At 51.6% G+C, this 23,291-nt stretch carries 18 protein-coding genes; 12 read left to right on the top strand and 6 right to left on the bottom strand.

All coding sequences use genetic code 11. The features are described 5' to 3' along the window. Positions 1-231: 231 nt before the first annotated feature. The 3 genes from AZF00_RS15205 (at position 232) to AZF00_RS15195 (ending at position 2,951) form a co-directional block, all read left to right on the top strand. The gene (locus AZF00_RS15205) at positions 232-1,029 is read left to right on the top strand and encodes a transglutaminase-like domain-containing protein (protein WP_062384164.1); all 798 of its coding nucleotides are present in this window, start codon (positions 232-234) and stop codon (positions 1,027-1,029) included. Positions 1,030-1,121: 92 nt separating this feature from the next. After that, positions 1,122-1,841: a pseudouridine synthase gene (locus AZF00_RS15200; RefSeq protein WP_082793681.1), complete on the top strand. Its 720-nt coding sequence runs from the start codon at positions 1,122-1,124 to the stop codon at positions 1,839-1,841. Positions 1,842-1,889: 48 nt separating this feature from the next. Then, entirely contained in the window at positions 1,890-2,951 is a 1,062-nt protein-coding gene (locus AZF00_RS15195) for a class I SAM-dependent methyltransferase (RefSeq protein ID WP_062384162.1), read from the top strand. A 20-nt stretch (positions 2,952-2,971) separates the two neighbouring features. Here the strand turns inward: AZF00_RS15195 and AZF00_RS15190 are convergent, their stop codons facing one another. Next, on the bottom strand, positions 2,972-5,635 hold the full coding sequence (locus AZF00_RS15190; protein WP_062384159.1) for an AsmA family protein: 2,664 nt from the start codon (positions 5,633-5,635) through the stop codon (positions 2,972-2,974). Positions 5,636-5,765: 130 nt separating this feature from the next. Here AZF00_RS15190 and sfsA point away from each other — a divergent pair, with 130 nt between their 5' ends. Beyond that, positions 5,766-6,473, top strand: coding sequence for a DNA/RNA nuclease SfsA (gene sfsA / locus AZF00_RS15185; RefSeq protein WP_062384156.1), 708 nt, complete (start codon positions 5,766-5,768; stop codon positions 6,471-6,473). Here the strand turns inward: sfsA and AZF00_RS15180 are convergent. Beyond that, positions 6,470-6,793, bottom strand: a complete 324-nt coding sequence (locus tag AZF00_RS15180) for a Rieske (2Fe-2S) protein (RefSeq protein WP_062384153.1) — start codon at positions 6,791-6,793, stop codon at positions 6,470-6,472. The two genes, sfsA and AZF00_RS15180, sit on opposite strands and share 4 nt — an antisense overlap. Positions 6,794-6,873: 80 nt before the next feature. Next, positions 6,874-7,917 (bottom strand): patatin-like phospholipase family protein, encoded by a 1,044-nt coding sequence (locus tag AZF00_RS15175; RefSeq protein WP_062384149.1) that lies wholly within the window; start codon positions 7,915-7,917, stop codon positions 6,874-6,876. Between the two features lie 94 nt (positions 7,918-8,011). Here AZF00_RS15175 and AZF00_RS15170 point away from each other — a divergent pair, with 94 nt between their 5' ends. From AZF00_RS15170 to AZF00_RS15160, 3 genes are all read left to right on the top strand, one after another. After that, complete coding sequence (locus tag AZF00_RS15170; protein ID WP_231856163.1) at positions 8,012-8,734, top strand: M15 family metallopeptidase; 723 nt, start codon at positions 8,012-8,014, stop codon at positions 8,732-8,734. A 10-nt stretch (positions 8,735-8,744) separates the two neighbouring features. Next, on the top strand, positions 8,745-9,536 hold the full coding sequence (gene cysE, locus AZF00_RS15165; protein ID WP_008251786.1) for a serine O-acetyltransferase: 792 nt from the start codon (positions 8,745-8,747) through the stop codon (positions 9,534-9,536). Between the two features lie 92 nt (positions 9,537-9,628). Further along, on the top strand, positions 9,629-10,105 hold the full coding sequence (locus tag AZF00_RS15160; protein ID WP_008251784.1) for a hypothetical protein: 477 nt from the start codon (positions 9,629-9,631) through the stop codon (positions 10,103-10,105). Positions 10,106-10,314: 209 nt separating this feature from the next. Here the strand turns inward: AZF00_RS15160 and ppa are convergent, their stop codons facing one another. The 3 genes from ppa to nirB form a co-directional block, all read right to left on the bottom strand. Further along, positions 10,315-10,842, bottom strand: coding sequence for an inorganic diphosphatase (ppa, locus tag AZF00_RS15155; RefSeq protein WP_008251782.1), 528 nt, complete (start codon positions 10,840-10,842; stop codon positions 10,315-10,317). 162 nt (positions 10,843-11,004) lie between these two features. Further along, the gene (gene nirD, locus AZF00_RS15150) at positions 11,005-11,328 is read right to left on the bottom strand and encodes a nitrite reductase small subunit NirD (protein ID WP_062384144.1); all 324 of its coding nucleotides are present in this window, start codon (positions 11,326-11,328) and stop codon (positions 11,005-11,007) included. A gap of 67 nt (positions 11,329-11,395) precedes the next feature. Continuing rightward, positions 11,396-13,948, bottom strand: a complete 2,553-nt coding sequence (gene nirB, locus AZF00_RS15145; RefSeq protein ID WP_062384141.1) for a nitrite reductase large subunit NirB — start codon at positions 13,946-13,948, stop codon at positions 11,396-11,398. A gap of 414 nt (positions 13,949-14,362) precedes the next feature. Here nirB and AZF00_RS15140 point away from each other — a divergent pair, with 414 nt between their 5' ends. From AZF00_RS15140 to AZF00_RS15120, 5 genes are all read left to right on the top strand, one after another. Continuing rightward, complete coding sequence (locus AZF00_RS15140) at positions 14,363-15,835, top strand: NarK family nitrate/nitrite MFS transporter (RefSeq protein WP_008251777.1); 1,473 nt, start codon at positions 14,363-14,365, stop codon at positions 15,833-15,835. A 54-nt stretch (positions 15,836-15,889) separates the two neighbouring features. Continuing rightward, positions 15,890-17,608 carry a bifunctional protein-serine/threonine kinase/phosphatase gene (locus AZF00_RS15135; protein WP_062384139.1) on the top strand — a complete coding sequence of 573 codons (1,719 nt, stop codon included), beginning with the start codon at positions 15,890-15,892 and terminating at the stop codon, positions 17,606-17,608. 360 nt (positions 17,609-17,968) lie between these two features. Continuing rightward, positions 17,969-19,831 carry a hypothetical protein gene (locus AZF00_RS15130; protein WP_156474869.1) on the top strand — a complete coding sequence of 621 codons (1,863 nt, stop codon included), beginning with the start codon at positions 17,969-17,971 and terminating at the stop codon, positions 19,829-19,831. After that, positions 19,828-22,704, top strand: coding sequence for a tetratricopeptide repeat protein (locus AZF00_RS15125; RefSeq protein WP_008251766.1), 2,877 nt, complete (start codon positions 19,828-19,830; stop codon positions 22,702-22,704). Before AZF00_RS15130 ends, AZF00_RS15125 begins: the two co-directional genes overlap by 4 nt. After that, on the top strand, positions 22,688-23,290 hold the full coding sequence (locus AZF00_RS15120; protein WP_008251765.1) for a tetratricopeptide repeat protein: 603 nt from the start codon (positions 22,688-22,690) through the stop codon (positions 23,288-23,290). Before AZF00_RS15125 ends, AZF00_RS15120 begins: the two co-directional genes overlap by 17 nt. The last annotated feature ends 1 nt before the right edge of the window (position 23,291 follow it).

The following is a 23,291-nucleotide window of genomic DNA, read 5'->3' as shown; positions in this document are numbered from 1 at the left end:
AAAGCTGGCGGCGGCGTTTGAAAAAATGTGGCCGTTTCGGCAACAAAGAGAAGGCCTTAGTTTTCGACAGGCGGCTTACGCAAAGGCGCTACTGCATCTCCAAGAAGTGTTTAAGATGAAAGGAACTAAAGAGTACTTTGCTAACGGCGAGTAATGGTTCCTTGGTATGGCGGATTATTGATACCGCGTCGCCAATATTGCTCAACCTACTTCTCAGAGAGGATACCTCGAATGTGGTTACGCACCAGCTGTGAAATGAGTTTTGAAATCTCAGTGCCGACCCCGTTCATTTTAATGCTGCGCCTACGCAGTGGACGTCAGCAATGGGTAGCCAGTGACGAATATATGCTCACGCCAATGATTCCGGTGATGGAGTTTACCGATGGCTATGGCAACCTCTGCCAGCGCTTAGTTGCTCAGCCTGGGCCTTTAACTATCTATACCTCTGCCGAGGTGATGACGGCCGATTACATGGATCAGTCGCCAGGGGCGCCGTTTGTCGATATTGAGCATTTACCAGATGAAGTCCTCAGTTTTCTTTTGCCCAGCCGCTTTTGTGAATCCGACCGCTTTGGGCAGATGGCTACTGCCATTGTGGCGGGGAAAACCTTGGGCTACGACCAAGTTAAAGCGATTGAGGATTGGCTGCGCAACTCGATACGTTTTGAACCCGGTAATAGTGAAGTGCCTATTTCTGCGGTAGAGGTACATGCCAGGCAGTCGGGGGTTTGCCGCGACTTATCACACTTGGGGATTGCGCTGTGCCGCAGCCTTAGTATTCCCGCGCGCTTGGTGGTGGGCTATATGTATGGCCTTGAACCCATGGATTTACATGCCTGGTTTGAAGCCTATGTCGGTGGCCGCTGGTATACCTTTGATGCGACGCAGACAGAGCTTCGCAGCGGCTATGTGGTTATTGGTTATGGCCGAGACGCGGCTGATGTTGCTATTTATAATCAGTTTGGCCCGCCGGTAAGCCCCGTTGTCAAAGACGTTCGCGTGCAGTTGCTTGAAAAGCGCTATACCTAAAGGACGAACATTGAGCGCGGTGGTCATCGGCCGCTTGCTGCCAGTGCTGCCATGGCCGACAATAGCCGCTTAATATAAGAGCGGCCAGATTTGTGAGTAACATCAGCAATAAACTTCTGCGCCTGGACCGTTATTTGGCCAGCGTGACCGATTATTCCCGTAGTGATGCCAAAAAACTGATTAAAGCCGGTGAAATTACCGTGGATGGCCTTGTTGTCCGTGATCCTGCCCAGGGGGTTGCGGCTAATGCCGAACTTACCTTAAACGGTCATTCGCTGCGGGCCGCCAGATCCCGCTATATTATGTTGAACAAGCCGCAGGGTTATATCTGCGCGGCGCGAGATCGTCGCCATCAAACTGTGTTGGACCTGATGGATGAAGATAACCCCGAGCGTTTGCATGTGGCTGGTCGTCTCGATATTGATACAACCGGCCTGGTGTTACTTACCGATGATGGTAACTGGTCCCACGCAGTGACCTCACCTCAACGGAAATGCTGGAAGCGCTATTACGTTGAAACCGCTGAAGTGATAAACGAGCAAGCCCAGCTGCATTTTAGTCGCGGCGTTTTTCTAAAGGATGATAAGGCCCGCACACTGCCGGCCGAACTGGAAATTTTAGGGGAGCGGGTGGCGCGCTTAAAAATCTGTGAAGGGCGCTACCATCAGGTTAAGCGAATGTTTGGTGCCGAGGGTAATTTGGTGACCCGCCTGCACCGCGAGGCAATAGGCGATATTGTTTTGGACGCCGACCTAGCGGAAGGTGAATATCGCTATTTAACGGCGGCCGAGGTTGCGAGTGTTCAAAAATAGTATTGATGTATTTTGGTCGGTGTAAATTATCTAGAGACTTCTATAGCAATGAGCAGTGAACAGTCAAACTCCATCGCATCAGATACCGCTTTAATGGCGCTGTATCAGCAGTTTTCAGGTATGCCTACACCGGCTTGGTGGTTTGCCGACGAGCACGTTGCGGCGATGCCTTTGCCTGCTGCGCGTGCCGATTGGCATAGCTATAGTAATCGCTGTGATATCGCTGGGCTCTTGCGGCGCGCGGGCTACCCCGTGACCTTGGCTGATTTTGTGGTGCCGGTCGACATCCCTAGGCCGCAAACAGTGTGTTATCGGGTGTCTAAAGAAAAAGCCTTAGTGAATTATTTAATTAATCAGGCACTGGCTGCCTTGCCTGTTGGTGGTAGCCTGTATTTGGCCGGTCATAAAAATGATGGCTTACACAACTATGCGAAAAAAGCGGCTGCGCTGGTGGGTGGCACGGCCGATATTAAAAAATACGGCGGCGCCGCGTATATCGCCACCATTAGCAAATACGCCGAGCCTAGTGGCCTGCTGCCAGACAGCGACTATACCCAAATACAGGAAATAGCGCAGTCGCCGAGCTTGTATAGCAAGCCGGGAGTGTTTGGCTGGCAGAAAATTGATCGTGGCAGCGCCTTGTTGGTTGAGCAATTACCTGCATTTTGGGCTGGCTTTGTTCAGCGCCCGGCGAGCTTGGTGGATCTTGGTTGTGGCTATGGATTTATCACGGTGATGGCGGCGGCGCAGCTCCCTGCAAGTAACTGGCTGCTCACAGATAATAACGCCACCGCGTTATTGGCTGCGCGCAAAAATTGTGAGGTGAGTGGGATTAACGCGCAAATTGAGTTGGCCGACTGTGCGTCAGGGTTAAACGGCCCCTACGATGCGGTGTTGTGTAACCCGCCGTTTCATAAGGGCTTTGCCGTTGCCGGGTCGCTAACCGACCAATTTATTGGCGCAGCCCACCGACTGTTGGGCCGTAAAGGTCGGGCTTTGTTCGTGGTGAATCAATTCATACCGCTGGAGCGCAAAGCCGCGGCACTGTTTGCCAGTGCCCAGGTGCTTGTTGAGCAGGACGGTTTTAAAGTCGTTTGCCTGAGCAAGTAGCGGTGACTATCTGGCAGCCCTTAGTTTTGCGGGGCTGCTGATGTGGTGGGGGCGACGGCGGTGCTGCCAGGGTCCGGCATCGCCTCCGGTAAGCGCGGTTTTAACAGCTCTTCTGGCAATTCTTCTACCGTCGGAATTTCATCAATGGCGCCGTCACAGGCGCTACCGGCGTAAATTGCGCGTTTGAGTAAACCTTGCGCCAATAAAGACAGGCCACCGGTGTAGATTGCCGCGCCGGTCGACAGCCCAGAAGTAAACATCCCGGATGGGTCGGCGACTATTTTGGGCTTGCTAAAGGTGCCGCCAAGCCGCACCAAACCCGCGGCGGCGCCGACATTAATGCCGACCCCGGTGCGCGCGATGGGCGATACCCCAAAGAGCAGCTGTTCCTTGCCGAGGTCGACATTGCCGGTGCCAATAATTTTGGTTTGAGCGGTCTCTAGGGCAATGCCGTCGTCACTAATAAATTTACCGCGCTTGCCGTCAAAGTGAACGGCGATGCACTCAATTTCTGTACTGGTTTTTTTCTCCGAAAACGGATTGAGCTTATCAATAGTTTCACTGAGTACGTCGGAGCCGATCAAATTCAGGGCATTACCTTCGGCGACTAGATCGGTGATTTTTACGTCTAATTTACCGTTCATATTGGCGGCTAACAGATGGGGACTGGCGCCCTGGCTATTAATGTTTAAACGAATGCCGCCGTTACCGCCATTGATGCCTGCGGCTTTGGTCAGCCCAAGTTTGCCGTAGTCGTCAGCGTCAATACTGAGTTTTAAGTCCATACGAGCTTGGTTTTCGGAGCTGTCGAGTTTTAGCCGCAATTTGGCGTCGCCACCGGCGAAATTAATGGTGGTGTTTTTTAAATGCAGAACGCCAGCTTGCAGACTGGGTTTGAGATTGGCTTTGCGAATAAGCGCGTAGCCAGTGTCGATGTCTTCCAGCGCAATACTTACATTGGCATTCATTGCTTGCAGTGCGCTCAAGTCGAAGGGGTCTTTGCTAATGAGCTTGCTGCCCTTTTTTGGGGGCGGGGCAGCAGCCGGGCTGGTCGTTGTGCTTGGCGCACTGAGAAAGGCGAGATCAATGCGTTTCAAATTTATACTGCCACTGAGCTCAGCGAGCTGTTCTTTGGCGGCGGGGGTAAACTGCAAATCGAGTTCGGTGTTTTGCTCGCCCATGCTGGCGCTGCCTTTGGCGGAGTAGCGATCTGCTTGGGTTTGAATATTGGCATTTACGCTTATCGCACCCGCTTCTTGGTAGGGCAGTTGGGCGAGTTTCCAGAGCGTTGCGCTCTGCGGGGCGTCGGCCTGCAGTTGCAGTTCGGTGCCCGCTATGCCGTTGACGTTGAGCTTGCCATCAGCGCTGGTCTCAAGTCCGGCCATGCTCAGCTTTAAACTCATGGCGAGGTCTGCGGCGTCGGTGATTTTAGCGAGCGGCTTTAAATCGACATCGGCCTTAAATTGGGCAATTTCACGACCATTGATTAACTCGGTGATACTTGCAGCGGCGAGTATGACCTTGATGTTCTCTTTTATGGTGATATCGCTGCTGATGTCTTGCAGTTGCCAGCCCGACGCGGTGAGCTTGCCAATATTGAGTTTGAGGGCAAGTTGGGTGGTGTCTAGCCATGCCCAGTCGATGGCTACTTCTTCGCTTGGCTCGGCGGCGTTTGTGGCAGGTACTGAACTTACTTCGGGCGCTGGCAGTAGCTTGTCGACATTAATGGATTTGGCGCTTAATTTGCCGCGCACTGCCGAACTGCCTGCATCAACAGTAAGCGCGCCGCGAATTTCGTCGTCATTGAGTTTTAATACAATGTCGGTGAACTCGTAGTTTGGGTTTATGGTGAGGGTACTCGCCAGACGTATTTTAGGTATCACTGGCGCGTCGGTGTTGGCGAGCGCGGCTAAATTTTCGACACTGCGTAAATTGAGTTTGAGCTTGATCGCGCTGCCAGCCAAATTGGGTGTGAGCACCAATTTCCCTTCGCTGCTGAAATCGAGGTCTTGGTGTTTGAGTGCTAATGCGTAAACGAGTACACCGCTCTTGGGGTCGAATAAAGTGATGTCGGTCTTAAGTTCAAAGTGCTGTTTTTGGTAATCCAGGCCAATATAAAAATCGCCGTTGCCCGCTTCTACGCGTTCGCCGCTGACCTTGGGAAGATGGACGCTGCGCTCGACACCGGCTTTATCCCGCCATACTAAGTTGATGTCCTTTAGGCTGATGTGATTAAAGTTGAAGTCGCCGGGTAGCGTCGGCATCCCAGTACTGACGTCGGGTTCTGGGCTGGTGGTGTTGCTATTGGCGAGTAGTTCTGGGCTGATCCAATTGAATTCTCCCGCCTCATTTTGCTCTAGCCGAATATTCAGTGAATCAGCGTTAAGAGTCCAAAATGGCTCCTTGCCAAAGGGGTTTTCGTTGAGGCTAATACTGATGTTCGCCAAACTTAATAGCGCGGGCCGTGGCCAGTGGGGGTTGCGAATCGCCAAACCGTCTACTTCGAGGCGCAGAGGGTTTAGCCGCGAACGTATATCGCTGATCTCAACCTCTAAACCGGCAAAACGCTGCGCGCCACTGCTGATGATGCCGCGCAGTAGTTGGGGTTGAATTAAGACGGTGGCAACGGTGATGAGGATAATGAGAGTCAGGAGGCCGAAGGCGATTAGCGTTTTTTTCATCATGGTGTTGGTTAAAAGCTCATACGCAAATGTCTGAAAATCTACGATACCATGTTTAACTGGCTTGCTGGGACTTGCGCGGGGCGCTAAACAAGCAGATTTACACTATTTACAGATTGCTAGGAGGGTAGGCGTGCAATGGCATGGGGAGTTACAGGGCGGCTATTTACTGCGGCGCTATAAGCGCTTTTTAGCTGACGTGGTCTTAGACAGCGGCGAAGAAATCACGGTGCACTGCCCAAATACCGGGGCCATGACTGGCTGCGCCGAGCCGGGCAGCCGAGTGTGGCTGTCGCGGAGTGCCAATCTAAAACGCAAATACAGTATGACTTGGGAGTTGCTTGAAACCGAAGCTGGGGCGACGGTATGTATTCATTCTGCGCTTGCTAATGGTCTGGTTCATGAGGGGCTGCTAGCTAGGCGCGTCGCTGACTTGGCTGGATACGCTCGGTGGCAGCGGGAGAGGAAGTTGGCTTCGGGCAGCCGCATTGACTTCTATGCGCCGCCTATCCAAGGCCTGCCTGAATGTTATGTTGAGGTGAAGTCGGTGACCTTGGACTGTGGCGAGGGCCTTGGCGCCTTTCCCGATGCAGTGAGCAAACGGGCGAGTAAGCATATCGAGGAATTAGCGGAGCTGCGGCAACAAGGAGCGCGGGTGGTGCTGCTGTTTGCTGTATTGCATGAGGGAATTCAGCGGGTGACGGCGGCAAGTCATATTGACCCTGTCTACGCGAGTACCTTAGGCGAGGCCGTTGACGCCGGTTTGGAGGTTTTGGCGTATAAGGCAAACATCAGTCTTGAACAGATGGTATTAGGGGCATCGCTACCGGTGTGTCTTTAATCGGGTTCGCAGATGCTTATCATGCCCTGGTCAATGCGAAAGTCGACGGCTTCTAGGCTTTTGCCTATACACGGCCCAGCGACGCACTCGCCATTTTCAATAATGAATAAAGCGCCGTGGGTCGCGCATTGGATTAGTGAGTCGTCGTAATCTAAAAATTGATCCTCCTGCCAATTTAATTCAATGCCAAGGTGCGGGCAGCTGTTCCGGTAGACGTAAACCTGCCCGTGCAGGCGAACGGCAAATAGGCTTTGCTCTGCGGATTTAAAGCCCTTGGAACCGGGGTCGGGGATGTCGTTGAGGTGGCAAAGTGCGCGCATAAAGTGGCTTGTTTCGTTTTTGGTCGCGAGCGCTGTAATACGCTAGCGACCTTGGCTGGTGGAGGCGTAGGGCCGGGAATTTAGAGCTTGGGCTCAATCAGGCGGTCGTCGCCTTCGCTTTTAAAGGCGTGGCGAATGGCCGGTAGCATACGGTCGACGGCATCGCGGCCCTCCTGAATGGCTTCGGCGGCGCTGCTGAATTCCATTAAACCGATATGCCCAAGGCGCGGCCACAGCATGATATCGGCAGGTTCGCCAGCGAGTCGGCTACGAGTGATGCGATCTTGCATAATATTGATGGCGCTCATCATTACCGCAATGGTGCCGGGCGGTTCTGGCTTTTTGTCTTCCTCACTGCCGCGGAAATTACTGGCCGCTTCTTTCACCGAGGCGGCAAAGCGGCTAAATGCGGCCCCAAGAAAGGGGTCTTGACCATCTACCTCGTCACCTTCGCTGTCCTCGAAAACGGGCAGCTCCTCCTCCGACTCCTCCTCTTCCGCGATTTCTTCCGCGCTGGCCGCTTTCGCATTGCTGATGACCTTCTGACGGCCAACGAGGTCGCTATTGAGGTCGACGCCGATAATGATGTCGGCGCCTAAGGCGCGACACACGGATACCGGCACAGGGTTTACAAGGCCGCCGTCAACGAGCCAAGAATTGCGGAAGGGTACCGGGGTTAGTATGCCGGGAATCGCCATAGAGGCGCGTACCGCGTCCCAAAGCGGGCCGCGCTGTAGCCAAACCTCGCGGCCGCGCACTAGGTCGGTGGCGACGGCGGCAAAGGGTTGGTCTAAATCTTCGATATTCGGGTTGCCGTACTCGCGGGCAAAAAAGTCGATCAGCCGGGTTGCATGGGCTACGCCTCCGGTGGCGCCGAGACTAACACTCATATAGTGGAGTACTTGGGTTGTACTTAAGGATTGGATCCAGTGTTCAAAATGATCGAGTTTTCCGGTGAGGTAGCAGGCGGCGATAATTGAGCCAACAGAAGTGCCACAGAGGATGTCTGGGCGAATGCCTAGCTCTTCGAGGCGCTGAATAACGCCGATATGAGCCATCCCGCGGGCTGAACCGCTGCCGAGGGCAAGGGCAATTTTCTTTTCATGTCCAGTGGACTCGTTCACGTATTCCTACTCCAGAATTTCAAGTCAGATCATTTGCCGGTAGTATGATGCCATGAAGCTTCAATACCTTAAACAGCGCGAATAGTATGCACCCATGATGGATCTAACCGTAAGTGCCGATTTGGCTTTAGGGCGTGATGATTCGGCCAATGAGCTATTTAATGGCGTTCCTGTGCATCGGGCTATTATCGCACCGTTAACGGCCTTGTGTGCTGACGCCAAAAATGCGGGGTTTGATTTGCGCTTGGTGAGCGGTTACCGCAGTTTTGAGCGTCAGTTGGCCATATGGAATGCTAAAGCCGAGGGGCGGCGCCCAGTATTAGACAGTGCGGGCCAAGTACTCGATATCCATACGCTAAGTGAGTCAGAGTTGATCAATGCCATTATGCGTTGGTCAGCTTTGCCAGGTGCGTCGCGACATCACTGGGGGAGCGATATCGATGTTTACGATGCGGCGGCGGTTCCTGCCGATTATTCTGTGCAATTAACCCCCGCTGAGGTTGCTGATGGCGGTGTTTTTGGGCCGATGCACAAGTGGTTAGATCGGCAGTTTGCCAATGGTCACGGTCATGGTTTTTTCCGGCCCTATGATGTTGATCGAGGCGGTATTGCGCCGGAGCGTTGGCATTTAAGTTACGCGCCTTTAGCCGCAAAGTGCGATGAACTGGTAAGCGCCAAGCTCCTAAGTGAAGTGTTAAATAGTGTGCCAACTTTACACTTGCGAGAAAGTGTTTTGGCGGAGTTAAATAAGCTTTATTCACGTTATGTGGTGGTGCCAAAGGCCTGCTATCCCGTGAATTATGTTGCGCTTAAATAAGGCTTGAGTAATGAATGCAGCAGTAAATGATTTGTGGCTTGCCATGACCAATGAAGCGCGGGACTACGGTCGCAACGAACCGGTGCTGGCGAGCTTTTATCACGCCAGTATTTTAAATCACGCGAATTTTGCCGATGCCCTCAGTTTTCATATTGCATCTAAAGTGGGTTGCGATTCTGTTCCGGCAATGCTGATTCGCGATGTGTTCAGTGAAGCTTTTGTCAATGATCCTAGCATTGTAAACTCAGCAGCGATGGATATCCGCGCCCACTATGATCGCGACCCCGCCTGCGATCACTACGGCATGCCATTTTTATATTTCAAAGGTTTTCAGGCAATTCAGGCGTATCGAATTGCACACTGGTTGTGGACGCAGAATCGCGAGTCACTGGCATTGTTTTTGCAAAATCGAATCGCCAGTGTCTTTGATGTCGATATTCATCCAGCCGCAGTAATAGGCTGTGGGGTGATGGTTGATCATGCTACCGGCTTGGTCATTGGTGAAACCGCCGTGGTTGGTAACAATGTTTCTATGTTGCATTCGGTGACCTTGGGTGGCTGTGGCAGTGGCCCTGGACCCCGTCATCCACATATTCGCGATGGCGTTTTAATTAGTGCTGGTGCTAAAGTTTTAGGAAATATTGTTGTTGGTGAAGGCGCTAAAATTGCGGCGGGTAGCGTGGTGTTAAATAGTGTGGCGCCGCATGCTACAGTAGCCGGTGTGCCAGCAAAGCAGGTAGGGGTATTATCTGTTGATTTACCTGCATTGAACATGGACCAATATATTAACGATGACGCCTAGCATGACCGTTTATTTTTGGCTCAGTATTATTAGGTCACATCTGTTATATTGTGAGATATAGATGTCGCATAACTAAATAAAGGGAGGTGCTTGTGAGCGTTAAACTATTAGATAATAAGGCGTTTTACGGCTTTCGGGTGCGCCGTACGGTAGCAGGGAAGCTGTATCAGGAATATTTCTCGCTGAAGAACGGTGGTGCGCGGCTGGAAGGCAAATTAAAAAATGAAGTAGAGAAACAAGCGAATGAGCGCGATGCGATTCTTGAAGCAGAGCAGCGTCGTTATCTTGAAGAAACAAAAGAAGATCGCTGCTTTAAAAGTGATGGCACGGTGCGGGGAATTAGCTATTTACTCAAAACCGAAAAAAGCGGAAATTTAACACCAATTTTTCAGGTTGGCGTGGCATCTAAGCTTGAGCAAAAAACCGTGTGTACCAGTTTTTCGCTCAACGCCCACGGCAGTGATGATGCGTGGCATAAAGCCGTTGAAGCTTATTCTAAACACAAGTCAATTCGTAAAAATTCAAAGTTATACCAGCGCTTATTAAAAGCCATGCCAGAAGTGGGCTGATTGATGGTTTTTTATGAAATAGTGCGTGTGCGCAAAAAAGGGGCTCTATGAGTCCTTTTTTTTGCCTAGGATTTTAGTTGCCTGCTAAAAAATCGGGTGTAAAGCGTTGTCGACTTGCACTATTGCAAGGCGTGGTCGGATTTTTTATTGAATCAAATGAGCTTTAACAAGGAGGGTTTGCGGGGCCTTGGGCGACCCCGCAGCAAGACTTAGCCTTTGTAGGCTGCAGCTGCTTTCATTACTTCAGCGCGTGCTTCTTCACTGCCCGCCCATCCGTCAATTTTTACCCACTTGCCCTTCTCAAGATCTTTGTAGTTTTCAAAGAAATGCTCAATTTGCTGGATTAGCAACGGGGGAAGATCTGAAGGCTCTTTAACATCTTTGTAGAGAACCGAGAGTTTGTCGTGGGGTACGGCTAATAGTTTGGCGTCTTTACCCGCTTCGTCGCTCATATTGAGGATGCCGATAGGACGAGCGCGAATCACTGAGCCGGGTACCACTGGGTATGGGGTCACAACCAATACATCCAGCGCGTCGCCGTCTTCTGACAGGGTGTTGGGGATGTAGCCATAGTTCGCTGGGTAGAACATCGGCGTGGCCATAAAGCGGTCTACCATCAGCGCATCGTAGTCTTTGTCGATTTCGTATTTGATGGGGCTGCTATTGGCAGGAATTTCAATGGCAACGAAGATGTCGTTAGGCAGGTCTTTACCGGCCGGAATTTGCGTGTAGCTCATGACGGGCTTCCATATAAGATTGTGGTTAGGGTTGAAATCTGGGCCGATTATAAACTGTGTGGGGCTTTATTACCAAAGGTCGAAAAAGGTCGGCTACTACCAAGGTAGCAACCGACGAGGGGGGGAGACTAAGTGGCATCGCTAAATTCGCCGTGTGGCGGTTTAGCAATTAACTTGAACTTGCACCAATTCACCCTCGGTGCGAACTTGGTAGCATGGAATGGATACGGTTTCATCTTCTAAGCAGTTGCCAGCCTCAAGGCTGAAATGCTGCTTGTAAACGGGCGACGCCACGACCAGTGTCCCCTTTACACTGCCAACAATGCCCCGCGACAGGACATTAGCCTTGCTAAAGGGGTCTTTGTTGGCCAGAGCGTAGACTTTGTCTTCTACCCGAAAAATAGCAACTTGCGTTTCATCTATTAGCGCGGCGACGCCGGCATTGGGGAGTATGTCGTCAAGGCGGCAAACGGTGGTCCAAGACATGGTGTATTCCTCTTATAAAGCAGTTTGATTTACCGCGACTTGAGCGCGATGAATCGTTTGGTATGGTTTAGGCAACGGCGATTAGGTCGTCTGCATTCGTCATTTTTTCGGCGTCGGTGGCCGGGCGAATTTGGCCGCGCTCTTGAACGAAGACAATTTCTTTGTCCGTTTTGTCGGCATTCACAAAACTGCGGAATTGCTTCACTTTCTCTGGGTTTTCAACGGTGGTTTTCCACTCGCACTGGTAGGTGTCAACGACGTTCGCCATTTCTGCTTCAAGCTCGGCGCAAATGCCTAGGGAGTCTTCAATAATCACCTTGCGGAGGTAGTCTAGTCCGCCTTCGAGGTTTTCCATCCACACTGAAGTGCGCTGCAGACGGTCAGCGGTGCGCACATAGAACATCAGGAAGCGGTCGATGTATTTCACCATTGTGTCGGTGTCGATGTCTGATGCGAACAAATCAGCGTGACGTGGCTTCATGCCACCATTACCACAAAGGTAAAGATTCCAGCCTTTTTCCGTGGCGATAACGCCAACATCTTTACTCTGCGCCTCGGCGCATTCGCGAGTACAGCCGGAAACCGCCATTTTGAGTTTGTGTGGTGAGCGCAGGCCTTTGTAGCGATTTTCTAAATCAATAGCCTTGCCAACACTGTCCTGCACACCGTAGCGGCACCACGTAGAACCAACGCAGGACTTTACGGTGCGTAGTGACTTGCCATAGGCGTGACCAGACTCAAAGCCAGCGGCAATTAATTCCGTCCAAATTTTGGGCAGCTGGTCGAGGGTGGCGCCAAATAAATCGACGCGCTGGCCACCGGTGATCTTGGTATAAAGATTATATTTTTTGGCCACTTGGCCCACGGCAATTAAACCATCTGGGGTGACTTCGCCGCCCGCCATGCGAGGTACTACTGAATAGGTGCCATTTTTTTGCATATTTGCTAAATAGCGGTCATTGGTGTCCTGAAGGCCGGCAAGTTTGGGTTCGAGAATATAGTCGTTCCAGCACGAGGCCATGATCGACGCGGCGGTGGGCTTGCAAATTTCGCAGCCGTGGCCGCTGCCGTGCTTTTCCAGTAGTTCATCAAAAGATTTAATTTGGCCGACTTTAACGAGGTGGAAAATCTCCTGACGGGTGTAGGGAAAATGCTCGCAGAGGTCGGTGTTCACCTCAACGCCCATTTTGGTTAGCTCGGCGTTCAATACCTGGCCAACCAGCGCGGTACAGCCGCCACAGGTGGTGGCTGCCTTGGTGCAGGCTTTAAGATCGCCCACGGTCATTGCGCCGCCTTGAACCGCTGCGCATAAATCACCTTTGCTCACGTTATTACAGGAGCAAATTTGGGCGACATCTGGCAGCGCATCAACCCCTAAACCAACTCCAGCGCTGCCGTCTAAAGTGGGCAGAATCATACTTTCGGGTTGCACGGGCAGGGTGATTTTGTTCAGGGCAAACTGGAGTAGGGTGCCATAGTCGTTCGCTTCGCCAATCAGTACCGAGCCCAGTAAATGCTGGCCGTCACTGCTCACCACTATTTTTTTATAGACTTCGGCTTTTTCGTCGATAAAGGTGTAGCACTTGGCGCCGGGGGTGCTGGCGTGAGCGTCGCCAATAGAGGCAACATCAACCCCCATTAGCTTGAGTTTGGTGCTCATGTCGGCGCCAGTGAAGGCCTTTTTTTCGATTCCGCCGAGCACATGGTCGGCGGCAACTCTGGCCATATCCCAGCCCGGTGCAATTAATCCGTAGATGCGACCGCCCCATAAAGCACACTCGCCAATTGCGTAAATTGCAGGGTCTGAGGTGAGGCAGGCATTGTCAATGACGATGCCGCCGCGTTCTCCAACCGCCAGTTCGCACTGTCTCGCTAATGCATCTTGGGGGCGGATACCTGCCGAGAAAACTAATATATCAGTCTCAAGTTCTGCGCCGTCGGCAAATTGCAATTTGTGAACGCAATCCTCGCCATCAACGATTTGCTGGGTGTTCTTTTGGGTGTGGACCGATACGCCCAGGTCTTCGATTTTACGGCGTAACAATGCGCCGCCACCTTCGTCAACCTGCACCGCCATAAGGCGAGGAGCAAATTCGATGACATGGGTTTTGAGGCCCAAGTCCATAATGGCCTTGGCGGCTTCTAAACCAAGTAAGCCGCCGCCCACCACCGCGCCAACTTTGGCATTCGCGGCAGCGGCGGTGATGGCTTCTAAATCTTCTATAGTGCGATAAACAAAGCAGTTCTTGCGGTCGTGGCCAGGTACCGGTGGCACAAAGGGAAAGGAGCCAGTGGCTAAAATCAATTTGTCGTAGGCGTATTGTTCGCCCTTGTCAGTGCTGACCGTCTGCGCTGCACGGTCTATGGCAATGACTTTCTCGTGGGTCAGTGCGGTAATGTTGTTGTCGCTGTAAAAGCCGTCCTTGACCATATTTAGCGACGCGGCCTCGCGGGTTTCAAACCACGCGGTTAGGTGTACGCGGTCATACGCTGGGCGTGGCTCTTCACCAATAACCGTGATATCGAATTGTCCGCCTTGGCCGCTTTCAATTATCGATTCAATAAATTGGTGGCCTACTGGGCCGTTACCAATGATGAGCAGGCGTTGTTTGTCAGTCATGGTTACTTCCTTCAATACTTTGGGCGATGGCTAGCGTGGGCGGCCGGTGCTGCTAATGGATATTGCATAAGGAAAAGCAAAAGCTGTGCCACAGTTTTGGTCATGCATTAAGTCATTGATTTTAAATAGGTATGTTTCAATTTCGCCCTTTTGTGGGGCGAATTTAGCGGTCTTGTTAGGCTGGTCGAGGAATTTGCTGGGGCGTTAAGGCCTATTTTGGTGCGTTATTGTGCGACTTAGCCTAATCGTTGTGTGCTCCAAAATAATGCAATGTAGACTAATCGCCGTCGCGAAATAAAAATTAAACCTTTGTAAACAATGTCTTAGTGATTTCGCCCAAAGTTCGTGCGCACGTTTGGCACAGGCCTTGCTCTTCAGGAGTAATACTTTTAAATGGCCATAACGGAGCTGTTAATGTCTTCCTCGACCTTAAACGTGCTTGATCTCAAGCAAGAAAAAATTCGATTACTTCACCTCAGTTGGTTTGCGTTTTTCCTCAGCTTTGTTGTGTGGTTTAACTTTGCGCCGATGCTGTCTTCAATTAAAGAAGCCTTTGACCTCACTAATCAACAGGTTAAAGCGTTAATGATATTGAACGTGGCGTTAACTATTCCGGCTCGGGTGGTGGTTGGCATGTTAGTGGACCGTTTTGGCCCACGAATAGTGTACAGCGCGCTATTGGTGACCGGCGGTATGGTCTGCTTGGCCTTTGCGTTTGCCAATAGCTATGAAGCGATTGCCCTATTGCGATTTTTAATGGGCTTTATCGGTGCTGGTTTTGTCATTGGCATTCGTTTGGTGGGTGAATGGTTTCCGGCCCGTCAGGTAGGATTAGCTGAAGGTGTGTACGGTGGCTGGGGCAATTTTGGTTCGGCAGCTGCCGCGATGGCACTGCCAACATTGGCACTGTATTTTGGTGGCCCAGACGGCTGGCGTTACGCCATTGCTTCAACAGGGGTGGTTGCCTCTATTTACGGTGTGTTCTTTTATTGGCGCGCACGCAACACCCCCAAGGGCTCTACCTACTTTAAACCTAAAAAATCCGGTGGCTTGGTTGTTAGCAATAAACGTGATCTGATCTTCTACATTATTATGTGCGTGCCGATGTATTTGGCGCTGGCCACCTTAACCTGGAAATTGTCGCCAGCGAATTTAGGTTTGCTAAATGACGCGGCTTCAATAGCCTTGTATGTGGTATTAGTGGTTTTGTTTGTTGTGCAAATCAGTCAAATACTACGCGTTAATAGTGATGTGCTGAACAATATTCCTATTCCGGAAATGCAGCAGTACAAGTTTAAACAGGTTGCTATTTTGAACGTAGCTTACTTTGTGACCTTTGGTTCAGAGTTGGCGGTAGTGTCAATGTTGCCCTTGTTCTTTATGGAAACCTTTGAGTTGAGTGCGGTAGCGGCAGGCATGTTGGCCTCAGGTTTCGCTTTTATGAATTTGGTGGCGCGCCCCGGCGGCGGTTACTTGTCTGATAAATTCGGGCGTCGTAAATCCTTGTCTATTTTGATTTGTGGTCTGGCTGTTGGCTATATGGTGTTGAGCAATATCGATTCGACCTGGACAATCTGGGTTGCGGTGCTTGCAACCATGTGTTGTTCTTTTTTTGTTCAAGCTGGTGAGGGTGCTGTTTTTGCGATCGTACCGTTAGTGAAGCGGAGCATGACCGGTCAGATTGCGGGCATGACCGGCGCTTATGGTAATGTTGGCGCGGTTATATTCTTAACCGTATTGTCATTTGTGAGTGCTTCTAACTTCTTCCTTGTTATTGCTGCCTGCGCTGGGGTGATCTTTGTTGCCGTGCAATTTATGGAAGAGCCCCAAGGTCATACCGCCGAAGTGAATGACGACGGCAGTGTCGCGCTGATCGAAGTAAGCTAAAGTGCTAGGGTTGTTCAGAACTAACTCTGTGATGATTCACTTTGGGACGCTTTAATGCACTTTGATGGCGGTTTGAAATTGGCCATTGCCCAGCGCAGCAGCGCTGGGCAAAAGTCCGTTAATGAAGACAGCTTGGGGATTTGTGTTCCTAAGGATGAGCAGTTGACCACCAAGGGCGCGGTAGCAGTTATTGCCGATGGCGTATCGGCAGCCGAGGCTGGCAAAGAAGCTGCAGAAACTTGTGTGACCGGCTTTTTGAGCGACTATTTTTCGACGCCGGATTCTTGGTCCGTTAAGCGCTCCGCCCAGCAAGTGCTAAACGCCTTAAACCGCTGGCTGTATGGTCAGGGTCAAAATTATTTGCAGGCTGAAAAGGGCTATGTGTCGACCCTGAGTATTGCCGTTTTTAAATCGCAAACTGCACATTTATTCCATGTTGGCGACAGCCGAATTTATCGATTGCGCGATGGCTGTCTTGAGCTGTTAACGCGCGATCACGCCATGCCCATCAGTCGGGGGAAGTCGTATTTAACCCGCGCCATGGGCTTGGACATTAACTTGGATGTGGACTATCGCGCGGCCGATGTGGCCGTGGCTGATATATTTCTATTGAGCACTGATGGTATTCACGATTTTTTAAATAGTAGCCGTATGCAAGCCATTATTAGTGATGCGGGCGATGATCTCGATCAGGCTTGCCAGCGAATGATCGACGATGCCTTGGCTGCGGGTAGTGACGATAATCTAAGCTGTCAGTTATTGCGAATTGAGGCCTTGCCGCTGGAAGACGCGGGCGATGTTTATCGAAAATTGACCGCCTTGCCGTTTCCCCCGCCGCTGTCTGCGGGCATGGTGGTGGATGGTTTGGTTATTGAGGACGAGATTCACGCCAGCCCTCGCAGTCAACTATACAAAGTATACGATGCCACGGCTGATCGGCATTACGCGATGAAAACGCCATCGGCAAATTTTAATGACGACCCAGCCTACATCGAGCGCTTTATTTTAGAGAGCTGGGTGGGGCGGCGTATTCAGAGTGAATACGTCATCGAGGTCATCGATCCGCCGCAGCCGCCAAGCTGCTTGTACTATTTGTCGGCATTCGAGCCGGGGAAAACCCTTGGTCAGTGGATGACTGAGCATCCGCAGCCATCCACACAGCAAATGTTAGATATTATTTTGCCTGCGGCTAAGGGCCTGCAGGCGATGCATCGCCGGGATACAATTCATCAGGATGTCAAACCCGATAATATTTTGATAGGAGATAATGCCCAGGTAAAAATAATCGATTTTGGCTCTTGCTATGTTGCCGGTTTAGCCGAAATTGCGGTCCCAATTACTCGCGACAGGGTGCTGGGAACGGCGCAGTACTCGGCGCCGGAACATGTGTTGGGGCGACGCCCTAGCACCAAGGCCGATCAATTTTCGCTGGCCGCCATTGTGTTTGAAATGCTCACGGCGCATAAGCCTTATCAAGGTCGTTTGGAGAATTGCGCAACAACTGCTGCGTTTACGCGTCTTGAATATATTGCGGCAAGCCATTACAACCCTCACGTGCCACTATGGTTAGACGCTGCCCTTTGCCGTGCATTGAGCATTAGTCCGGAACTTCGCTATAACGACATTTCTGAGTTTGTTCACGACCTTCAGTTTCCTAACCCGGTGTATAGCAAGGACAATTTCCAGCCATTGCTAAGCCGTAATCCCTTGATGGTTTGGCAGGGGATATCCTTGATATTACTCATTTGCCTGATCTGGAGTTTGGGTCATTAGTGACGGCGCTGGCACGTCATAATTTCATGTTCTTTATTTTTGGTCATATGTGGTGCAGTGCACGCTGAAATGTCAGCTTTTCTGTGTGTGAAAGTGGTGCATTGAAATTACAAAAGCTGCCTTTCGTATTTTTTGTTGTAGAGCAAACATCCCCTTTGTCCTTGATTTTTGTGCCCTTGTGCACAGAAGCACCACCTATTCTATCGAAAGCCTTAGCAAATTCGTCAGTGCGCAAATAATTTTCATACCGTTGGCGCGGCTTTTGCTATTACTAACTTGAACACGTTGGTGAACAAGGGAGTGCAGTACTTTAGGTTCTGCACGGTTCGGTAAAAGACTGGAAATACGTCGGTGTGCTTTGTGAAAATTCCATTGCTTGGTGTAATTAAATGCGCGCTTTACAGTGTTTTGCTTCTGCTCTCGGCAGTGGTGAATGCAAGTGATGGTGCCAGTTTAAAGGCTGAGGCATTAACTGTATTGAGTGATTTAAAATTGGCTGAAGCGCGATCGCAAAGTCAAATGCCCACCATCGCTTTGTATATCGCCAATAGAGATGACCGTTTTGCTATTCAGTCGGTAAAGCTAAGTGTTGATGGTCGCGAAACGGCACGTTATAGCTACAGTGAGTTGGAAGCCCAAACCTTGCTCGACGGTGGCTTACATCTTTTAAGTAAATTGGCGCTACCCAAAGAAAATCATACGATAAGTGTTAAATTTGCCGTGACAGAAGTGGGCGCGGGCCCCCACGCCGAGCGCTTATACCCGCGCTTCGAAAAAACGATTTCGATTACGGAAAATACCCAGTGGGAATTAGAGCTGATTCGCGGCGGCTGGATGAAATGGCAAGATAAAGTCGCGATTCAATTGCATGATCGTGGCCCCGAAAATAGCGTGAGTAGTGGCGATAGTCATCCCAGTTTCAGATCAATTTACTTCGATGCCAAACGGCATTTTTCTTTCGACGCCCTCGCTGATGCAATGGTGATGATAAAGAGTGGTGTCAGTGCGGGGCAATTTTCTGAACAAGTAAAACTCGCCTTAAGTCGCAGTGCTCGCGACTTGGGCTTAGCGGATATTCCGGTGAGCTTACGGGGCCTTGTCGAGCTTGATCGGCTAAGTGAGGAATCCAAGCCCAGTAGTATGTTTAGTCATTTCAATACCGGCGCCGCCCTCATTCAGCAAGGAAAATATGCCGAAGGTGTCGCCCTACTCGCCGTGCTGAGCGAAGGGGAGTTGCTTGCGGCGGATGAGTTACTCCTTCGCGATAAAGTTAATTTGGCGCTGGGTTATCATTTTTTAAAGCAGGGCGACAGTGAGCAGTCAGTAAATTATTTCAGTCAAGTGCGACGCTTGAGTCCCTATGCTAATAAGGCGCTGGTTGGCCTTGGCTGGGCTTTGCTGAGTCCGCGACAGAGTCAGGCTGCGCCGTTGGTCGCGAGCGATGACCATGCTTCCCAGGCAATAGCGACCGCTACCCCTTATTTGTGGTCAGGCTCAGAGGATGAAATAGCGTGGGCACGGCGACATACACCGTTTCGACGAGCGTGGGCGGTCGCTTCTGGCGGTAAGGAAGAGGATTTGCAGGCGGCGATGGTGCCGTGGATGGAGTTGGTAAATCGCGACCCACTAGATCCCGCCGTACAGGAAGGTTTGTTGATCTTGCCCTATGTGATGTCTCATTGGGCGGGGCAGGCACAACGGGCTGAACGCTATTACGTCGCGGCAAGCGAGCGCTTGCAAGCGGCATTGCAGAGCTTGCGTGGCGCAAGCGCTGATATCCAACATGGCGGATTGCGCGCAGCGATTGACCTCGCTGATCAGCGCGGCCGCAGTGGTTGGGACATTTGGCTGTCGGCGCTATACGACGATAAAGATGCTTACCTCGATTTACTGCTTGATAGCGCCGACTTTCACGATGCACTGAGTGAGTATCGGCAATTAGTACGCATTCGCAATTTACTCGATACATATCAGGCTGACGCCTTAGTCGTGATGGATGGCGGAGGGCTTGACGCTAAGCCTAAAGCCTTGTTGCCACGCTTGACGGCGAGTATCGCAAGACAGGCAGCGCTATTAGACCGCGAGGCGCTGGCTGAAATAGATCGTCATCACCGGCGTACGGAAATGTATTTAGCAGAGGCCAACTTTGCCTTGGCAAGGAACCATGAGAATACCCGGCGCAAGTTAAGCGGCGTGGTATGGGATGGGGAGATGATGCGATGACAGTCGTCACAACGTATCAATCAAAACACCGAGGCCTGCCGGTTGTCGCGACGCTATTGCTCGTCGGTACTCTGCTTAGCGCTTGTCAGCAGAGCGTAAAGCCAAGTGGCGAGTCGCAAACCATTGGTGGAATGCTAGAGCGGAATGGTCAGGGGCCTGATCGCTTGTTCATGGAAAAACTGCCTCCCAAGAAAATAGCCGACATTGACGCTGAGAGTCAGCGCGTTGAGGCTGCGGCCTTAAACCATTACCAACGTATATTAACGCTCGATTCAGCGCCCGGTGTGCGGGCTGAGGCAATGCGTCGCTCCGCAGATTTGCGTATTGAGTCCGCGGGGCAAGGTCTCGATATCAATGCGGAGGAGGTCGCGTTGGCCATCGGGCTTTATCGCGATCTTCTGCTTGAATTTCCCGACTACCCAAATAAAGATCATGTGATATATCAGTTGGCACGAGGCTACGAATTGTCGGGTCGCGCGGAGCTTGCGATTGATACCTTGCGGGGCTTAGCAGAGGACTTTCCCCAGTCTTCTCGTGCAAATGACGCCTTGTTTCGGTCCGCCGAAATGCTTTATTTGCGCAAGCGCTATGCCGAGGCTGCGGCCCAGTACGGTAAATTAATCACCCAAGATGCTGCCATGCCTTACTTGCAGATGGCGCAATATAAATACGGCTGGAGCCAGTATCAGCTTGGTCGCCCTGAGTTAGCCGTCGATGCTTTTACGGCGATTCTGATGCAATTGAAGCCTCGTCGAGAGGTGCGCAGCGTGGCGGAGTTAACGGCGCGGGCACCGGCAGCGAAGGCGGAATTATTGACTGACAGTTTGCGAGGGCTGTGTTTGGCGCTGGCCGCTAAGCCTGAAGGGCATAATATTAACACCTATTTTGCGTCACTCCCCGGCAAGCAATTCTCTCCTTTGGTATATAGCAGTCTCGGCGAGCTCCTCTTGGCTAAGCAACGTTACACCGATGCGGCGAGCGTATTTGACGATTTTGCGAGTGCAAACCCTCAGCATGACTTAGCCATTAGCTACAGTGAAAAAGCGATTTCGGCCTATAAACAAGGTGGATTTACCGCCTTAATGATTGCTGCTCAAGAGGCTTATATCAAGCGTTATGCGAATGACATCGTCGCGGCGGCCGGAGCAGATATAGCCCCAGCCAAGTTAGATTTAATTCGAGATTATATGGCTGAAGTGTTGCGTTTTCGCCATGCCGAGGCACAGCAGACGCCGGACAACGAAGCCAATTTACGCCAAGCACGTTTTGTCGCGGTGGCGGCAGCCTACCGCGAAATGCTCGGCATGTTCCCCAATGACCCGGCATTTGCGACTACAAGCATGCGCTATGCCGACGCGCTATTTGATGCGGGCGAGCTCAATGCCGCCGCTCGGCAATACACCTTAGTAGCCTACGATTTGCCCGCGGATGACAAGGCTGGGGATGCGGCGTTGGCGGCGGTAAAAGCATATCGAGCATGGCTGGCGGTCGCACCAGCGCAAGAGCGCGATGCCGCCCAGCAAGCGGTAATTGCCGCCAGCGCACAATTGGCTAGCGTATTTCCCCAGCACCCGGAGCGCAGCCGCATACTGCTGGCTAGCGCCGAGGACTTGTACGCGCTAAAGCGCTATGACGAAGTCCTTGCGCTGTGTGTGCCACTGTTGGCAGGTGCGCCCTTGCCAACGTCGAGCCTGACGAAAAAGGCACTAAGTGTGACTGCTGACGCCTATTTCGCCCAAGACAATTATGCACAAGCTGAGATTTACTACAGCAAGCTATTGCCAATGCTCGATACTGAGTCGGCGCTGCAAAAAATGGCGGCAGACCGTTTGTCGGTATCGGTATATCGTCGTGCGGAAGTGGCGAGAGATGCCGGTGACAATGTTTTGGCGGCAGATTTATTTATGCGCGCCGCGCAGTTAAGTCCAACAGCGGAATTACGGGCCAATGCCAGTTTCGATGCGGCGGGGCAGTTTTATGCGAGTCAAAACTGGCGTGAAGCGGCCAGTGTACTGCAGGATTTTCTAGGTGCATTCCCGCGCCATGCTATGGCGGCGGAGGGCGAGAAGTTGCTTGCCGAAACCTATCAGAAATCGGGGCAACCGGTACTTGCCGCCGGGGTTTACGCTCAAATTGCCAAGCGCGGTGACGAGGCGTTTGAAACTCGTCGTCAGGCCAGTGCACTGGCAGCAAGGCTTTATGATTCAGCGGGTCAGACGGAGGCAGCACGCACTGCGATAAGAAATTATATTGCGCAATTTCCGGCGCCACTGTTGGAGGCTCAACAGTTTCGTCAGCGTTTGGCGACGATGGCAGCGGCCAATAGCGTCGAACATTTGAATTATTTGCGTGAAATTATCGCTGCGGATCAGGCTGCGGAGATGCCGCTTGCCGCATCGCAACTACTCGCCGCCGATGCCAGTTTGCAATTGGCGATGGTCGATGTAAAGCGTGCCAATAGTGTTGAGCTGAAGCTGCCTATCGCCAACAGCTTGCCTCGGCGTCAACGCGCTATGCAAACCGCCATCGACAGCTTGGCCCGCGCAGCGGCCTACGGCTTCGCTGATATTACGACTATTGCTGGTCACGAATTGGGCGAGCTTTATCGTCACTTCGCGGCCGCCCTAATGAAATCGGAAGTACCCCGTGAATTACACGGTGATGTCCTTGCGGAATACACCATGCTTTTGGAAGAACAAGCCTACCCATTTGAAGAGAAAGCAATTAGCGCCTTTGAAACCAATCTGGCGCGGGTTCGCGAGGGCGTGTGGACCGCCGGTATGCGCAAGAGCCTTGTGGCCTTGGCCGAACTCGCCCCCGCTAAATATGGCAAACAGCCTGAATTGGAGAATAGCTATGACTCGCTTAATTAGGATTTTTGCGGTGCTACTCATAATCGCTACGGTGGCTGCGTGCAGTGCCGGGCCGCCGCCAAGCAGATCGAGTCAGTCAGGTTCTAGATCCGTTTCGAGCGAATTCGATAATGCACTAGCGCTAATGAAAAGTGGTGATAGCGAAAGCGCCATACAAGCATTTTTAGCATTGAGTGAGCGTTATCCCCGCGCCACCGGGCCGCTGACAAATTTAGGGATACTCGCGGCGCGCCAGCAGCAACATGAGTCGGCGGCCAAGTACTTTTTGGCTGCGCTGCAGCGAGACGCGAAAAATGTCACCGCGTTAAATTGGATGGGTTTTGTTACCAGCAAAAGTGGAAATTTTAATGGTGCTTTAGATTGGTATAACAAGGCCTTGGCTGTTCGTGGTGATTACGCTCCGGCTCATTTAAACCTGGGCATTCTTTACGAAACGGTGTTTAAACGCGGTAGCCAAGCACTTGAGCACTATCGCCGATATCAGGAGTTAACCGGCGGTGACAATATGCTGGTCAGTGCATGGATTCATAATCTGGAGTCCGCAAGCGATTATGTTGCGGCGAATGTGTCGCAGGTGAGCAGATGAG

Source organism: Zhongshania aliphaticivorans, from assembly GCF_001586255.1.
In the GTDB taxonomy this organism is placed as follows: domain Bacteria; phylum Pseudomonadota; class Gammaproteobacteria; order Pseudomonadales; family Spongiibacteraceae; genus Spongiibacter; species Spongiibacter aliphaticivorans.
Note: the sequence above shows the minus strand (reverse complement) of the source record. Positions and strands in the feature narration are given on the sequence as shown.

Bases quoted from the DNA above. Each gene is read 5' to 3' on its own strand.
- AZF00_RS15205 (WP_062384164.1), top strand. From the start codon at position 232: ATGTGGTTACGCACCAGCTGTGAAATGAGTTTTGAAATCTCAGTGCCG.
- AZF00_RS15195 (WP_062384162.1), top strand. From the start codon at position 1,890: ATGAGCAGTGAACAGTCAAACTCCATCGCATCAGATACCGCTTTAATG.
- AZF00_RS15190 (WP_062384159.1), bottom strand. From the start codon at position 5,635: ATGATGAAAAAAACGCTAATCGCCTTCGGCCTCCTGACTCTCATTATC.
- AZF00_RS15180 (WP_062384153.1), bottom strand. From the start codon at position 6,793: ATGCGCGCACTTTGCCACCTCAACGACATCCCCGACCCCGGTTCCAAG.
- AZF00_RS15170 (WP_231856163.1), top strand. From the start codon at position 8,012: ATGATGGATCTAACCGTAAGTGCCGATTTGGCTTTAGGGCGTGATGAT.
- cysE (WP_008251786.1), top strand. From the start codon at position 8,745: ATGAATGCAGCAGTAAATGATTTGTGGCTTGCCATGACCAATGAAGCG.
- ppa (WP_008251782.1), bottom strand. From the start codon at position 10,842: ATGAGCTACACGCAAATTCCGGCCGGTAAAGACCTGCCTAACGACATC.
- nirD (WP_062384144.1), bottom strand. From the start codon at position 11,328: ATGTCTTGGACCACCGTTTGCCGCCTTGACGACATACTCCCCAATGCC.
- nirB (WP_062384141.1), bottom strand. From the start codon at position 13,948: ATGACTGACAAACAACGCCTGCTCATCATTGGTAACGGCCCAGTAGGC.
- AZF00_RS15140 (WP_008251777.1), top strand. From the start codon at position 14,363: ATGTCTTCCTCGACCTTAAACGTGCTTGATCTCAAGCAAGAAAAAATT.
- AZF00_RS15135 (WP_062384139.1), top strand. From the start codon at position 15,890: ATGCACTTTGATGGCGGTTTGAAATTGGCCATTGCCCAGCGCAGCAGC.
- AZF00_RS15125 (WP_008251766.1), top strand. From the start codon at position 19,828: ATGACAGTCGTCACAACGTATCAATCAAAACACCGAGGCCTGCCGGTT.
- AZF00_RS15120 (WP_008251765.1), top strand. From the start codon at position 22,688: ATGACTCGCTTAATTAGGATTTTTGCGGTGCTACTCATAATCGCTACG.